The sequence below is a fragment of the Streptomyces sp. CB02009 genome (assembly GCF_001905825.1).
Taxonomy (GTDB): domain Bacteria; phylum Actinomycetota; class Actinomycetes; order Streptomycetales; family Streptomycetaceae; genus Streptomyces.
The window spans coordinates 5,233-19,866 of record NZ_LIVV01000019.1; the positions used below are offsets into that span (position 1 = coordinate 5,233).

The window sequence follows — 14,634 nt, forward strand, 5'->3', positions numbered from 1 at the left end:
TCCTTAAGAGTCATGTTGACTATAAAGGCCGACGGGCTTCGGCCACAAGCCCGGGAGCACGGCGCCGACGGCACCACCGCCCACCGCGCCACCCGGGAACGCCGAAGCCCGTGACCGCCGGGTGGCGGTCACGGGCTTCTCGGGTCCTGCGGAGGCCGGAAGGCCTTACATGCCGACTTCCTTCATCAGCATGCCGACCTCGGTGTTGGTGAGCCGGCGCAGCCAGCCCGACTTCTGGTCGCCCAGACCGATCGGGCCGAAGGCCGTACGGACCAGCTTCTCGACCGGGAAGCCCGCCTCGGCGAGCATGCGGCGCACGATGTGCTTGCGGCCCTCGTGCAGCGTGACCTCGACCAGGTAGTTCTTGCCGGTCTGCTCGACCACGCGGAAGTGGTCGGCGCGGGCGTAGCCGTCCTCCAGCTGGATGCCGTCCTTGAGCCGCTTGCCGACCTCACGGGGCAGCGGACCGGTGATGGCGGCCAGGTAGGTCTTCTTCACGCCGTACTTCGGGTGCGTGAGGCGGTGGGCCAGCTCACCGTGGTTGGTGAGCAGGATGATGCCCTCGGTCTCCGTGTCGAGCCGGCCGACGTGGAAGAGACGCGTCTCACGGTTGTTGACGTAGTCGCCCAGGCACTGACGGCCGTCCGGGTCCTCCATGGTGGAGACGACACCGGCCGGCTTGTTCAGCGCGAAGAACAGGTACGACTGGGTGGCGACGGTCAGGCCGTCCACCTTGATCTCGTCCTTCTCCGGGTCGACGCGCTTGCCCTGCTCCAGGACGATCTCGCCGTTGACCTCGACGCGGGCCTGCTCGATGAGCTCCTCGCAGGCACGCCGCGAGCCCATGCCGGCACGCGCGAGGACCTTCTGCAGCCGCTCGCCCTCCTGCTCGGCGCCGGGGAAGGTCTTCGGGGTCTTGATCTCCGGCCGGTTCTCGTACCGCTCCCGGTTGCGCTGCTCGATCTTGGCGTCGAGTTCGCGCGAGCGGGCCGGGGCCTGGCGCTGGCCGTGCGGGCCGCGCCGGGGCGGAGTACCGCCCTGAGGGGCCTTGGGGCCGCCCTTGGCGCCGCCGCGGGCCGCGGAGCCGCGACCCTTCTTCGGGGCCTCGGAGGGAGGGCTCACGTCGTAGGAGCGCTCCTCGGGGCGAGGCCGGCGCGGGTTGCTCGGGCTCTTCTGGCCGTCACGGCCGCCGCCCTGGTAGCCGCCACCGCCGCCGCCCTGGTAGCCACCGCCACCGGAGCCGCTGCCGCCGCGGTAGCCACCGCCACCGGAGCTGCCGCCTCGGCCGCCACCGCCGGCGCCGCTGCCACCCCGGCCGCCACCGCTGCTGCCGCCGCGGCCGCCGCTGTTGCCACCACGGCTCCCGCCGTTGTTTCCGCTGCTGTTCCTGCCGCTGCTGCTTCGCATCAAACTTCCGTCTTGTCGTCGTCGTCCTCACGATCCGGGGCATCCGGATCGAACGACGGGACCCCTTCCAGTGAGTCCGGCTCGACCGCCTCCGCCTCGGGGAGGAAGGGCGCGAGCTCGGGGAGCTCGTCCAGGCCGCGCAGGCCCATCCGCTCCAGGAAGTAGTTCGTCGTCCTGTACAGGATCGCACCTGTTTCGGGTTCCGCGCCCGCCTCCTCCACCAGACCCCTCTGGAGGAGGGTCCTCATCACCCCGTCGCAGTTCACTCCGCGGACCGCGGATACCCGGGAACGGCTGACCGGCTGGCGGTACGCGACGACCGCGAGCGTCTCCAGGGCCGCCTGGGTGAGCCGGGCCTGCTGGCCCTCCAGGACGAAGGCCTCGACGGCCGCGGCGTGGGCGGCGCGGGTGTAGTAGCGCCAGCCCCCGGCCACCTGCCGCAGCTCGAAGCCGCGGCCCTGGGCGGTGTACTCGTCGGCCAGCTCGCGCAGGGCGTCGGCCACCTCGCGGGGGGTGCGCTCCAGGACCTTGGCGAGATGCGTCTCGGAGGCGGGCTCGTCGACGACCATGAGGACGGCTTCGAGGGAGGGCTTCAGGTCGCTCATGCGGTGGTCTCCTGGTCGAACTCGTCGGTCACGGCCGCCGCGGGATCGGCCTCCCCGCCCGTCCAGGAGACCGTGAGGTCCCCCAGGGCGGTCTCCTGGTCGAGGGCGACGGCCTTCTCCCGGTAGAGCTCCAGGAGGGCGAGGAAGCGGGCGACGACGGTGAGGGTGTCGTCGCCGACGTCCTCGATGAGCTCCCGGAAGAGCGCGGTCCCGCGCTCCCGCAGCAGCGAGACGACCACGGCGGCCTGCTCGCGGACGCTGACGAGCGGGGCGTGGATGTGGTCGACGTACACCTGCGGCTCGGCCTTGGGCTGCATGGCCTTGACGGCCAGCCTGGCGAAGCCCTCGGCACCGATGGAGATGACGACCTCGGGAAGCAGCTCGGCGTGGTGCGGTTCGAGCCCGACCGTACGGGGATGGCGTCGGCCCTCAGCCTCCCAGCGCTCCTCGAAGATCGCCGCGATGCGCTTGTACGCGCGGTACTGGAGGAGCCGGGCGAAGAGCAGGTCCCGGGCCTCCAGGAGCGCGAGGTCGGCCTCGTCCTCGACCTCGGCGGCGGGCAGCAGCCGGGCGGCCTTGAGGTCGAGCAGCGTGGCGGCGACGACGAGGAACTCGGTGGTCTGGTCGAGGTCCCCGTCGGGCCCGAGGGCCCGCAGATGCGCCATGAACTCGTCGGTGACCTGGGAGAGGGCGACCTCGGTGACGTCGAGCTTGTGCTTGGTGATCAGCTGCAGCAGCAGATCGAAGGGCCCCTCGAAATTAGCCAACCGCACGGTGAACCGCCCGTCCCCACCGCCGGCCCCGGCCGGGGGCTCGCCGGCGGACGGGGGCGCGGGCTCGTCCTCGGCCGAGGGCACGGGCGCAGCCTCGGGCTCGGGCACAGGCTCGGGCGAAGGCGCAGCCACGGGCGCGGTGGCGGGCTCGACCTCAGGCGCGGGCTCGGTGGCGACCTCGGCCTCAGGCACGGGTACGGTCTCCGGCTCGACCTCAGGCTCGGGCGGGGTCTCAGCCCCGGGCGCGGGCACGGGACCCGGGGCGCGCACGGGCTCGGTGGCGGGCTCGACCTCAGGTACGAGCTCCGGCTCCGGCTCGGGCACGGCCAAAGGCACGGGCTCAGCCGAATGCCCGGTCGAAGGCACGGGCCCCGGCACGGGCACGGCCGGAGGCACGGGCCCCGGCTCAGGCCCGGTCGAGGGCACGGCCGAAGGCTCGGGCTCCGTCGACGGCGCGGCCTCCTCGGGCCCCGGTGCGGTCGCCGGCTCCGCCGTAGGGCCGGCTGGCTCGGGGGGCGTGGCGGCTGCGTCGGACGCCCCGTGGCCGTCTCGCCCCGCCCCCGCGGCCTGAGTGGGCGCGGGGCCCTCCGGGCCGCGCCCCAGGGCGCGGCGGCGGGGTGGACGGGACGTTTCGTCAGGGGCGTGGTGCATGGAGGTCCAGGAGAACGGGGAGCGCGGCAGCCCGCAGGCTACCGTCAGCGGCCGCGCAGGCGGCGCACGAGGATGCTCGCGTCGCCGCGGGACTCCAGGTCCGCCAGGACGACCGCGACGGCCTCCCGGACGATCCGGCCCCGGTCCACGGCGAGACCGTGCTCGCCCCGGAGGACGAGCCGGGCGTGCTCCAGGTCCATCAGCTCCTCGGCGGAGACGTAGACCGTGATCTTCTCGTCGTGGCGCTCACGGCCGCTGGGCCGCCGGTTCGGGGCCCGGCCGCCACGCCGCCGCGCCGCCGCCGGGGCGGGCACCGCGGCGGTCGGCGTCGCGGGCTTCGGAGCGGCGGCACCCTCGGGCTCCACCGTCCGGGCACGCGGCTCCGACGCCTCGGAGTCAGCCGCCGCGTGCTCCGCGGAGCCCTCGGCCGCCGTCGTGTCGCTCTCGCCCGCGGGTGCCGGGACGGCCCGGCGGGGTGCGGACGCCTGGAGCGCCGTCCCCCCGGTCGTACGGAAGAGTTCGTCGGCGCCGGGCAGACTCACTCGGCGTGACACCGGGCGAGCACCTCCCTGGCGAGCTGGCGGTAGGCGGCGGCGCCCACGGAGTTGGAGGCGTACGTGGTGATGGGCTCGCCGGCGACCGTGGTCTCAGGGAAGCGCACCGTCCGCCCGATGACCGTGTGGTACACGTGGTCGTCGAAGGCCTCGACGACGCGCGCGAGGACCTCGCGGCTGTGCACGGTGCGGGAGTCGTACATCGTGGCGAGGATGCCGTCGAGCTCCAGCTCGGGGTTGAGCCGCTCCTGGACCTTCTCGATGGTCTCGGTCAGCAGCGCCACTCCGCGGAGCGCGAAGAACTCGCATTCCAGCGGCACGATGACCTTGTGAGCCGCCGTCAGGGCGTTCACGGTCAGCAGGCCGAGCGAGGGCTGACAGTCGATCACGATGTAGTCGTAGTCGTTCATCAGCGGCTTCAGGGCGCGCTGGAGCGTCGACTCGCGCGCGACCTCGCTGACGAGCTGGACTTCGGCGGCCGAGAGGTCGATGTTGCTCGGCAGCAGGTCCATGTTGGGTACGGCGGTCTTGAGGAGGACCTCGTCCGCCGACATGCCCCGCTCCATGAGCAGGTTGTAGACGGTGAGGTCGAGCTCCATCGGGTTCACGCCGAGGCCGACCGACAGGGCTCCCTGCGGGTCGAAGTCGACGAGCAGCACCCGTCGTCCGTACTCCGCGAGCGCGGCACCCAGGTTGATGGTCGACGTGGTCTTGCCGACGCCGCCCTTCTGGTTGCACATCGCGATGATCTTCGCGGGTCCGTGGTCCGTCAGCGGGCCGGGGATCGGGAAGTACGGCAGGGGCCGTCCCGTCGGGCCGATCCGCTCGCGGCGCTGGCGGGCAGCGTCGGGTGCGAGGGTGGCCGCGTACTCGGGGTCGGGCTCGTACTCGGCGTCGGGGTCGTAGAAGTGCCCCTCGGGCACCTCGTCAAAGGCGGCGAAGTGGGTGGACTCTCGGCCCATCTCGTTGCCGGCCGTGGCGTTCACGTGTAGGCCGTCCATCGTCTTCATCGTGTGGGCTGTCGTCATGGGCTGGTGCGTCGCGAAGGTCCGCACCGCGACGGAGCCGATCGGAGCACCTGGCGCACCGCTCCCGGGAGTAATTGTCGACTCATTCACAAGTCGTCTTACCTCCTTGGATGTCACCAGGAACATTTATCGATAGGTCAGCGTGGCACCATGCCGACGGTTGGCGACTCTATGGCGTGTCACCGCTCCGCAGCAACACAATCCGCCGGACCCGGCCCGATGTGTCGGCAACCGAACACCTCTCTGTCAAGGGTGCGCGCGCATGCATCCACACGTTTCAGGGGTGTGCGAAACGGTTAAAGGGTTACGTTCGAGGCGAGTTGGCCGAACGTTCCTCCGGGTGCCGAGACGCGTCCGGCCGGACCTTGTCGAACAAGGTCCGGCCGGGTGTGCGGCATTGACGGCACGCGTTGACGGCGGTGCCGCGAGGGTCAGCCCAGGAGGGTGCTCAGCTCGACGTGCTCGAGACCGTGCGCCTCGGCGACCTCCTTGTAAACCACCTTGCCGTCATGGGTGTTGAGGCCCAGGGCGAGCGCGGCGTCGCGGCGCAGCGCCTCGGCCCAGCCGTTGTTCGCCAGCGACACGATGTAGGGCAGCGTGGCGTTGGTGAGGGCGTAGGTGGAGGTGTTCGGAACCGCGCCCGGCATGTTGGCGACGCAGTAGAAGACCGAGTTGTGGACCTGGAAGGTCGGCTCGGCGTGGGTGGTCGGGTGCGAGTCCTCGAAGCAGCCGCCCTGGTCGATCGCAATGTCGACAAGGACACTTCCGGGCTTCATCTTGGCGACGAGCTCGTTGGTGACCAGCTTCGGGGCCTTGGCGCCCGGGATGAGGACGGCGCCGATGACGAGGTCGGCCTCGACGACGGCCTTCTCCAGCTCGTAGGCGTTGGAGACGATCGTCTTCACCTTGGTGCCGAAGATCTTGTCGGCCTCGCGGAGCTTGTTGATGTCGCGGTCGAGCAGGGTCACGTGGAAGCCCATGCCGACGGCGATCTGGGTGGCGTTCCAGCCGGAGACGCCGCCGCCGATGACGACCGCCTCGCCGGCGTGGGTGCCGGGGACGCCGCCGGGGAGCACGCCGCGGCCGCCGACCGAGCGCATCAGGTGGTAGGCGCCGACCTGCGGGGCCAGGCGGCCCGCGACCTCGGACATCGGGGCGAGCAGCGGGAGCGCGCGGTTGGCGGTCTCGACGGTCTCGTACGCGATGGCGGTGGTGCCGGAGGCCAGGAGCGCGTCGGTGCACTCCTTGGAGGCGGCGAGGTGCAGGTAGGTGAAGAGCGTCTGGTCCTTGCGGAGGCGGTGGTACTCCTCCGCGATGGGCTCCTTGACCTTGAGCAGCAGGTCGGCGGTGGCCCAGACCTCGTCGGCGGTGGGGAGGATCTCGGCGCCGGCGGCGACGTACTCCTCGTCCGTGATCGAGGAGCCGACACCGGCGTTCTGCTCGACGAAGACCTGGTGGCCGTGGCGGACGAGCTCGTGGACACCGGCGGGGGTGATGGCCACGCGGAACTCGTTGTTCTTGACCTCGCGGGGGATGCCGACCTTCATCGTCGATCACGGTCCTTGAATCAGGGGGGATACATGGGGCACTGCGATACATACCCGGATGCACTGAGGCGCACCGGGGCAGACCACGTTCGAACGCGGCGCACCCAGTCTAATGAAGGAGTTCCCGCTGTCTAGCCTTTCAAAGTACTAATCTTCGATCGACCCACTGCGGATTTCGTAGGCAGATGATTCCGTTTCCAGCAGTCTCTCGGCTGCGGCCCGGTGCAGCCGGGCCGCGGCCGGGTCGCCGAGCCGGTCGAGGGTGTCGGCCAGCCGGAGCTGGAGCGCGGCCTGGAGCCGGGTGTCCTGGGCGCGCCGGGCCCACTCGACGGCCTCCTCGCAGGTCCGGAGGGATTCCTCGGGCCGTCCCGCGTACTCCTGGACCCGGGCGGCCTCGCTCAACGCCCGTGCGTAACCGGGGAGATCGTCGAGCCGACGGTAGCCCGCCGCGGCGGCCCGCCAGTTCCGCAGGGCCTCGCCGTAGCGGCCCGCGTAGGTCTGTACGGCGCCGAGGCGGGCGTACAGCCTGGCCTGATCCGCTCGCTCGTCCCGGGCGAGGCGCTGGGCGAGCGCCCGCCCGTACCAGTCGCCGGCCCGCTGCCAGTCCCCCAGCTCCTGATACGAGCCACCTACGGATTCCATTGCGCGACCGGTCGCGTACGGGTCATTTGCTGCGCGTCCGGCATCCAAAGCCGACCGATATCGCAGCAGAGCCTCCTTCGTCCTGCCGGTGCGGGCGTCGAGGTCGGCCAGGTTCAGGAGGGCGGCGGCCCGCTCCCGGTGCAACCCGCGCCGCTCGGCCACGTCAAGGACAAGCTGGTGGAGCCCGTACAGCTGGGGCGCGGCCGCCTCGGCGCCCCGGTGCGCGGCGAGCGCCCTGACCAGGGAGGCGACCAGCCGGCGGGCCAGGGTGTCGAGCTCCCCGTCGGCGACGGCGAGCCGGGCGGAGGCCAGCAGGAAGGGCTGCCGGGAACGCAGCCAGTCGGCGCCGGCGGCCACGTGGGGGAAGCGCAGGGCGCGCGGCAGGCCGGCCAGCTTCCGGCGGGCCGGCGAGCCCTCGGGTTCGGTGACCGCACGGCAGGACTGGAGGAGCCGTACGGTCCGCTCCAGCATCCGGGCCCGGGCGAGCTGCACCTCGGCGGGCCGGTCGCGCTCCTCCAGCTGAGCGCGAAGGAGGGGGACGAGATGGCCGGGGACCTCGTACTGCCCGTCCTCGCCGGCCGCGAGGAGCCCCAGGGCGGCGAAGTCGGCGAGGGTGGTCGCGGCGGCCGAGACCGAGCAGCCAGCCAGGGCGGAGGCGATGTGGGCGTCGGCCCGGCCGAGGGGGGCGAGGGAGAGGTAGCGCAGTATCCGCGCGGCGGTCGCGGGCAGCGCCTCGTGGGCGAGCGCGAAGGAACGGGTCAGCGGATCGCCGCTGAGCGCCCTCAGGCGCTTGGCCAGGTCGGCGACGGAGGCCTTGGGCCGGGTGGAGAGCCAGCCGCCGGCGAGAACGACCGCGGCGGGCAGCCCGCCGCACTCCTCGACGAGCGTCTCGGCGGCCTGCGGATCGACGGTGATCCGTACGGAGCCGGTGAAGGCGGTGAGCAGCTCGATGGCCGACTTGGGGTCGAGCCCGCCGAGGGTGCAGGGCCGCACGTCCGGGATGCCGGTGAGCGGTCCGCGGGCGACGCCGATCACCAGGGAGTCGGGGTTGTCGGGGATGAGCGGATCGGCGTGCTCGGCGTCCACGGCGTCGTCGAGGACGAGGACGGCACGGCGCTCGCCGAGCGCGGCGCGCACCAGCTCGGTCAGCTCGTCCTCGGCGGCTCCGGGGGGCTCGGGGACCCCGAGCGCGGCGAGGAGTTCCTGGGCGGCGCGGGCGGTCGGGACGGGCTCGCCGCCGGGCTCGGTGAGCCGGGCGCGGAAGATCCCGTCGGGGTACTGGTCGGAGAGTCCGGCGGCGAGTTCCTCGGCGAGCGCGGTCCGTCCGGAGCCGGGCTTGCCGGCGATCAGGAGGACGCGGGCGCGGGGTGCCTTGCGGCCGGTCAGGGTGTCGAGGCCGGTCCGCTCGATGTCGGCGCGCAGGGCCTTCAACTCCCGCTGCCGGCCGAAGAACTGCCGGCTGCCGGCCGCCGCCACCGCCTGATCCGTCACGGGCCACGCTCCCGTCCACCTGCGCACGAGCCGATCCCGCGGGGGGCTCCGCACGGGCGATCCCGAGCGTAGTTCAGGGCGTGCACCGGACCTGGCGGAGCACGACGAAGACGTCCCCCGATCGGATCAGCGGATCTTCATACCACCCCCCTTCCCCCCGTTGTGGGCAATCGTTCCGCCGGGGCGTGGGGGTCCCCCCGGACGGAGTCTGGGGGAGGGTGGGCACAACGGACCGGCGCCCCTTGCCGGGCCTAGGCTCCCGCGCCCTGACCCGCACCCGCGGTGCGCCGCGCTTCGGGTGCGGGCCGCGCCCAGCAGTCAGGTGCACCGCACCTACGGGTGCGGGTCCAGGCACAAGGGGCGGAGGCGCCGCCAGAGCGCGCCGTCCCGTGTGCCCACCCGTCCCGCCCAGCGGGACGATTGCCCACACGGCGGTGGGCGAGGGTGCGGGCGCGGGCGAGGGCCCACACGGACGGGGGGGCGAGGGCACCGGCCCACACGGACGGGGGCGCGGGCACCGGCCCACACGGACGGGGGCGAGGGCGCGGGCGCCGGCCCACACGGACGGGGGCGAGGGCGCGGGCAACCGGTCCACACGGACGGGGGTCAAGGGCGTGGGCGCGCCCACGCGGAGGTGGGCGGGGGTGCGGGCGCGGGCCTGCTCGACCGCGCCCGGTCGGCGGAGGTGCGCACCGCCTCGGGGCCCTACCTCCCCCCGCCCGCCGCAGGCGCTACGCCTCGAACGGTCGCGCCGGCCACTCCGCGTCAGCCGCCCGAAGCGCCCCCACACCCCCGCCCGCCCGCGCCGCCGCCAGCGACAGCACGCCCACCACCAGGCAGTTGTTGTGCAGCTCCCCCGCCAGGACCCCCCGCACCAGCTCCTCCAGCGGCACCCGCGCCAGCTCCATGTCGGCCTCCTCCTCGGAGACCTCGTACCGCTCGCCCTCCGCCTCGGAGAGCCCGCGCGCGAGGAAGATCCGTACGGCCTCGTCGCAGCCGCCCGGCGTCGTGTAGACGTCGGTCAGGACCCGCCAGTCCTCGGCCTTGACGTGCGCCTCCTCGTACAGCTCCCGCTGGGCCGCGTGCAGCGGGTTCTCGCCGGGGACGTCGAGGAGTCCCGCCGGGATCTCCCAGAGCTTCTGCCGCACCGGGTGCCGGTACTGCTTGAGCAGCAGGACCCGGTCCTGGTCGTCGAGGGCCAGGACGGCCACCGAGCCGGGGTGGACCTGGTAGTCGCGGCGCGCGACCGTGCCGTCCGGCATGACCACGTCGTCCGTGCGGACACTCGTCTTGTTTCCCTGGAACGGGGTCGTCGTCGCGACGACCCGCCACTCCTCCGGGGTGTCCTGCAACTCCATCTGCGTCCTCCCACGAACCGCACACGAAAAACACGAGAAACACGGAAAACCGGGGTACGGATCCGTCAGGACCCGTACCCCGGCAACGTTAACGCGCGACGACTACTGCGCCGGCTTGCCCGTCTTGCGCTCCACGGCCGCCTTCACCAGACCGGCGAAGAGCGGGTGCGGACGCGTCGGACGCGAGCGCAGCTCCGGGTGCGCCTGCGTGGCGACCAGGTAGGGGTGGATCTCGCGCGGGTACTCGACGTACTCGACGAGCTTGTTGTCCGGGGAGGTGCCGGAGAAGACCAGGCCGGCCTTCTTCTCCAGCTCCGCGCGGTAGGCGTTGTTGACCTCGTAGCGGTGGCGGTGGCGCTCGTCGACATACGGCTGGTCGTCGTAGACCTCGCGGACGATCGAGCCCTCGGCGAGCTTCGCCGGGTACAGGCCGAGACGCATCGTTCCGCCCAGGTCGCCCGCGCCCTCGACGTACGCGAGCTGCTCCTCCATCGTGGAGACGACGGGGTGCGCGGTCGCCGGGTCGAACTCGGTGGAGTTGGCCTCGGGGATGTCGGCCAGGTTCCGGGCCGCCTCGATGACGATGCACTGCAGACCGAGGCAGATGCCGAGCAGCGGCACCTTGTTCTCGCGGGCGTACTGGATCGCGCCGACCTTGCCGCTCACACCGCGGTCGCCGAAGCCGCCGGGGATGAGGATCGCGTCGACGTCGCCGAGCTGCTTCTTGGCGTCGGCCGGGGTCTTGCAGTCGTCGGAGGTGACCCACTTGACCTTGACGCGGGCCTTGTTCGCGAAGCCGCCGGCCCGCATGGCCTCGGTGACCGAGAGGTACGCGTCGGGCAGGTCGATGTACTTGCCGACGAGCGCGACGGTGACCTCGTGGTCGGGGTTGTGGACGCGGTCGAGCAGGTCGTCCCAGGTCGACCAGTCCACGTCGCGGAACGGCAGGTCGAGCTTGCGGACGACGTAGGCGTCCAGGCCCTCGGTGTGGAGCACCTTGGGGATGTCGTAGATCGACTTGGCGTCGATCGCGGCGACGACCGCGGCCTCGTCGACGTCGCACATCAGCGAGATCTTGCGCTTGATGGAGGTCGGGACCTCACGGTCGGCGCGGAGCACGATCGCGTCGGGCTGGATGCCGATGTTGCGGAGGGCGGCGACCGAGTGCTGGGTCGGCTTGGTCTTCAGCTCGCCGGAGGGGCCGATGTAGGGCAGCAGCGAGATGTGCACGACGAAGACGTTGTCGCGGCCGACCTCGTGGCGGACCTGGCGGACGGTCTCCAGGAACGGCAGCGACTCGATGTCGCCGACCGTGCCGCCGACCTCGGTGATGACGACGTCGACGTCGTCAGTCGCCATGCGGCGGATCCGGGACTTGATCTCGTTGGTGATGTGCGGGATGACCTGCACGGTGTCACCGAGGTACTCGCCGCGCCGCTCCTTGGCGATGACCTGCGAGTAGACCTGGCCGGTGGTGACGTTGGCCGAGCCGTCGAGGTCGACGTCGAGGAAGCGCTCGTAGTGGCCGATGTCCAGGTCGGTCTCCGCGCCGTCGTTGGTGACGAACACCTCGCCGTGCTGGAAGGGGTTCATCGTGCCCGGGTCGACGTTCAGGTACGGGTCGAGCTTCTGCATCGTGACCCGCAGGCCCCGGGCCTTGAGGAGCGCACCCAGGCTGGAGGCGGTCAGGCCCTTGCCGAGGCTGGAGGCGACACCCCCGGTGACGAAGATGTGCTTGGTCGTCGTGGTTTTGGGCGGCATCGCCAAGAGGGGGCTCCCGTGGTCGCGTTCTGGAGGTGCGTACCGGCGTCCCCTCCGGAAGAATCGGGGGGTGCCGTCGCTGCGGTTTCGGGGTCCTCGGCTGTCGCCGTTTCCCACCGGTCCACGGGGTACCAGGGTATCAGCGACATCGGGAGGCCGCTTCCGGCCACACGCGGCAGTCGGGTGTTCACGGACGGCGACACCGGGGCGGACCGAGCCCCCGGGCGGACCGGACGAAGCCCCCGACGGACGGGACGGAGCCCCTCGGCGTACCGTACGAAACCCCCCGACGGACCGGACTACCACCCCCGCGGACCGGACGGCCGCCCCCGGCAGATCGGGCGGAGTCGCCCGGCGGATCGGGGGAAGGGACTCCCGACGGACGGGGGCAGCGCCCCGCCGACGGGGGGACCGGCCTCCCACCGGGCAGAAGGGAGGAGCTCGCACTGCGGCTCTCACAGCGGCTCTCATCACGACGGTCACCGCGGGTCTCACCTCGACGGTCACCGCGGGTGCCATCACGACGGTCACCGCGGGTCTCACCTCGACGGTCGCCGCGGGTGCCACCCCGGGTGTCATCTCGGCCGTCACCGTGGCTGTCACGGTCGCTCACCCGCGCGGCACAGGACGTCCGCCGGAACCCCCGGCAGACGTTCCGACGGCCCCTGCCCCCACACCGGCCGGACCTTCCGCCGCCGAACCGGACTCGTTCACCTGATCGGAGCAACGCCGTTACCGACGTGATCACCGGGTCACTAGGGTGCGACGTATCCTGCTCGGACATCCCGCCGAGTCGGCCGGCCAGCGGCATCACCCCGCCCTCCCCCGGAGCCGGACACCCGGGGGCCCCATCCGGCCCAAGAGCTCGTCGAAGATCCCTTGACCGTGATGACCGCTGATGACCGCTGACCGCTGACACACGCAGAGCCGGCTGACACCCAGCCGGCACATCTGAGCAAGCGCCCCTCGGGGCGGACGTGGCCGTTCGACTGGAGTGAAGCACGTGGCCGGGCGCATCGAGGATTACGCACTCATCGGAGACATGCAGACCGCCGCACTGGTCTGCCGCGACGGCAGCGTCGACTGGCTGTGTCTCCCCCGATTCGACTCCCACGCGATCTTCGCCGGGCTGCTCGGCACCGAGGAACACGGATTCTGGCGGGTGGGCCCCGCCACGCCCGACGGCGCCGAGCCGGCCCCCGCCGACCGGCGCCGCTACCGCGGCGACTCGCTGATCCTGGAGTCCGAGTGGGACACGCCGCGCGGCACGGTCCGGGTGACCGACTTCATGCCGCCGCGCGACGGCGCCCCGCAGCTGATCCGGATCGTGGAGGGCGTCTCCGGCCGGGTCCGGATGCGCTCCTCGCTGCGGATGCGGTTCAGCTACGGCCGGATCGTGCCGTGGGTCCACAAGGTCGGGGACCGCACGGTCGCCGTCGCCGGGCCCGACTCGGTGTGGCTGGACACCGAGGCCGAGACGCACGGCAAGGACCTCACGACGTACTCCGACTTCACCGTGAACCCCGGTGACCGGATCGCGTTCACGATCTCCTGGCAGCCCTCCCACAAGGAGCCGCCGGCGCTGCCGGACCCCGAGGGCTCCCTGGAGGCGACCGCCGACTTCTGGCGCGAGTGGGTCGAGCACTGCACGTACCACGGCCCCTACCGGGAGGCCGTGATCCGCTCCCTGATCACCCTGAAGGCCCTGACGTACGCGCCGACCGGCGGCATCGTCGCCGCGCCGACGACCTCGCTGCCCGAGGAGATCGGCGGCGTCCGCAACTGGGACTACCGGTACACCTGGCTGCGCGACGCGGCGATCACCCTGTCCTCCATGCTGCGCACCGGCTACCGCGAGGAGGCCCGCGCCTGGCGGGACTGGCTGCTCCGCGCGGTCGCGGGCGACCCGGAGAACCTGCAGATCATGTACGGCATCGCCGGCGAGCGGGAGCTCGGCGAGGCGGAGCTCGACTGGCTCCCGGGGTACGAGAACTCCGGCCCGGTCCGGGTCGGCAACGGCGCCGCCAACCAGCTCCAGCTGGACGTCTACGGCGAGGTCACCGAGGCCCTCCACCTCGCGCACATGACGGGCCTGTCCCGCAACGACTACGCCTCGCTCCTCCAGATCAAGCTGATCAACTACCTGGAGAAGCACTGGGACCAGCCCGACGAGGGCATCTGGGAGGTCCGCGGCCCGCGTCGACACTTCGTCCACTCCAAGGTGATGGCCTGGGTCGCCGTGGACCGCACGATCAAGCTCATCGAGTCCGGGGACGCGGACGGCCCGCTGGAGCGCTGGCACGAGCTGCGCGACGAGATCCACCGGGACGTCTGCGAGAAGGGCTACGACCCCGAGCGGAACACCTTCACGCAGTCGTACGGCTCCAAGGAGCTGGACGCCTCGCTGCTGCTGATCCCGCAGATGGGCTTCCTGCCGCCGGACGACAAGCGGGTCATCGGCACGATCGAGGCGATCCAGCGCGAGCTGTCCACGGAGGACGGCTTCGTGCTCCGCTACCCGACCTCCGGCGAGGAGGCCGGCGTCGACGGCCTGGAGGGCGACGAGGGCGCGTTCCTCGCCTGCTCGTTCTGGCTGGCCGACGACCTGGCGATGATCGGCCGGGTCGACGAGGCGCGCTCGCTCTTCGAGCGGCTGCTCGCGCTCCGCAACGACCTGGGGCTGCTCGCCGAGGAGTGGGACCCGAGGCTCCAGCGGCAGGTCGGCAACTTCCCGCAGGCCTTCAGCCACGTGCCCCTGATCGACACGGCCCTGCGCCTGACGGCGAGCGGCGCGTACGGGGGCTGAGGCGGCCCCGC

10 protein-coding genes are annotated in these 14,634 nt (G+C 72.1%); 1 reads left to right on the top strand and 9 read right to left on the bottom strand.

The genetic code is table 11. The features are described 5' to 3' along the window. Nucleotides 1-165 precede the first annotated feature (165 nt). The 9 genes from AMK27_RS40245 to AMK27_RS40285 all read right to left on the bottom strand — a co-directional run bounded on the left by AMK27_RS40245 (nucleotide 166) and on the right by AMK27_RS40285 (nucleotide 11,817). The gene (locus AMK27_RS40245; protein ID WP_073919407.1) at nucleotides 166-1,407 is read right to left on the bottom strand and encodes a pseudouridine synthase; all 1,242 of its coding nucleotides are present in this window, start codon (nucleotides 1,405-1,407) and stop codon (nucleotides 166-168) included. Further along, nucleotides 1,407-2,012 (bottom strand): SMC-Scp complex subunit ScpB, encoded by a 606-nt coding sequence (gene scpB / locus AMK27_RS40250; protein ID WP_073919409.1) that lies wholly within the window; start codon nucleotides 2,010-2,012, stop codon nucleotides 1,407-1,409. The genes AMK27_RS40245 and scpB overlap by 1 nt, the downstream gene beginning before the upstream one ends. Then, a complete protein-coding gene (locus AMK27_RS40255; protein ID WP_445194903.1) occupies nucleotides 2,009-3,121 on the bottom strand; it encodes a segregation and condensation protein A in 1,113 nt (370 codons plus the stop codon). The genes scpB and AMK27_RS40255 overlap by 4 nt, the downstream gene beginning before the upstream one ends. Nucleotides 3,122-3,480: 359 nt before the next feature. Continuing rightward, nucleotides 3,481-3,990 (bottom strand): hypothetical protein, encoded by a 510-nt coding sequence (locus AMK27_RS40260; RefSeq protein WP_073919413.1) that lies wholly within the window; start codon nucleotides 3,988-3,990, stop codon nucleotides 3,481-3,483. Further along, nucleotides 3,975-5,000 carry a ParA family protein gene (locus tag AMK27_RS40265; RefSeq protein WP_037637819.1) on the bottom strand — a complete coding sequence of 342 codons (1,026 nt, stop codon included), beginning with the start codon at nucleotides 4,998-5,000 and terminating at the stop codon, nucleotides 3,975-3,977. Before AMK27_RS40265 ends, AMK27_RS40260 begins: the two co-directional genes overlap by 16 nt. A gap of 449 nt (nucleotides 5,001-5,449) precedes the next feature. Next, nucleotides 5,450-6,565, bottom strand: a complete 1,116-nt coding sequence (gene ald, locus AMK27_RS40270) for an alanine dehydrogenase (protein ID WP_073919414.1) — start codon at nucleotides 6,563-6,565, stop codon at nucleotides 5,450-5,452. A gap of 147 nt (nucleotides 6,566-6,712) precedes the next feature. Then, a complete protein-coding gene (locus AMK27_RS40275) occupies nucleotides 6,713-8,698 on the bottom strand; it encodes an AAA family ATPase (RefSeq protein ID WP_231075338.1) in 1,986 nt (661 codons plus the stop codon). A gap of 731 nt (nucleotides 8,699-9,429) precedes the next feature. After that, on the bottom strand, nucleotides 9,430-10,056 hold the full coding sequence (locus AMK27_RS40280; protein ID WP_073919417.1) for an NUDIX domain-containing protein: 627 nt from the start codon (nucleotides 10,054-10,056) through the stop codon (nucleotides 9,430-9,432). A 102-nt stretch (nucleotides 10,057-10,158) separates the two neighbouring features. Continuing rightward, a complete protein-coding gene (locus AMK27_RS40285; RefSeq protein ID WP_073919419.1) occupies nucleotides 10,159-11,817 on the bottom strand; it encodes a CTP synthase in 1,659 nt (552 codons plus the stop codon). Nucleotides 11,818-12,820: 1,003 nt separating this feature from the next. Between AMK27_RS40285 and AMK27_RS40290 the strand changes: the two genes are divergently transcribed. Beyond that, nucleotides 12,821-14,623, top strand: a complete 1,803-nt coding sequence (locus AMK27_RS40290; protein WP_073919420.1) for a glycoside hydrolase family 15 protein — start codon at nucleotides 12,821-12,823, stop codon at nucleotides 14,621-14,623. Nucleotides 14,624-14,634: the final 11 nt, after the last annotated feature.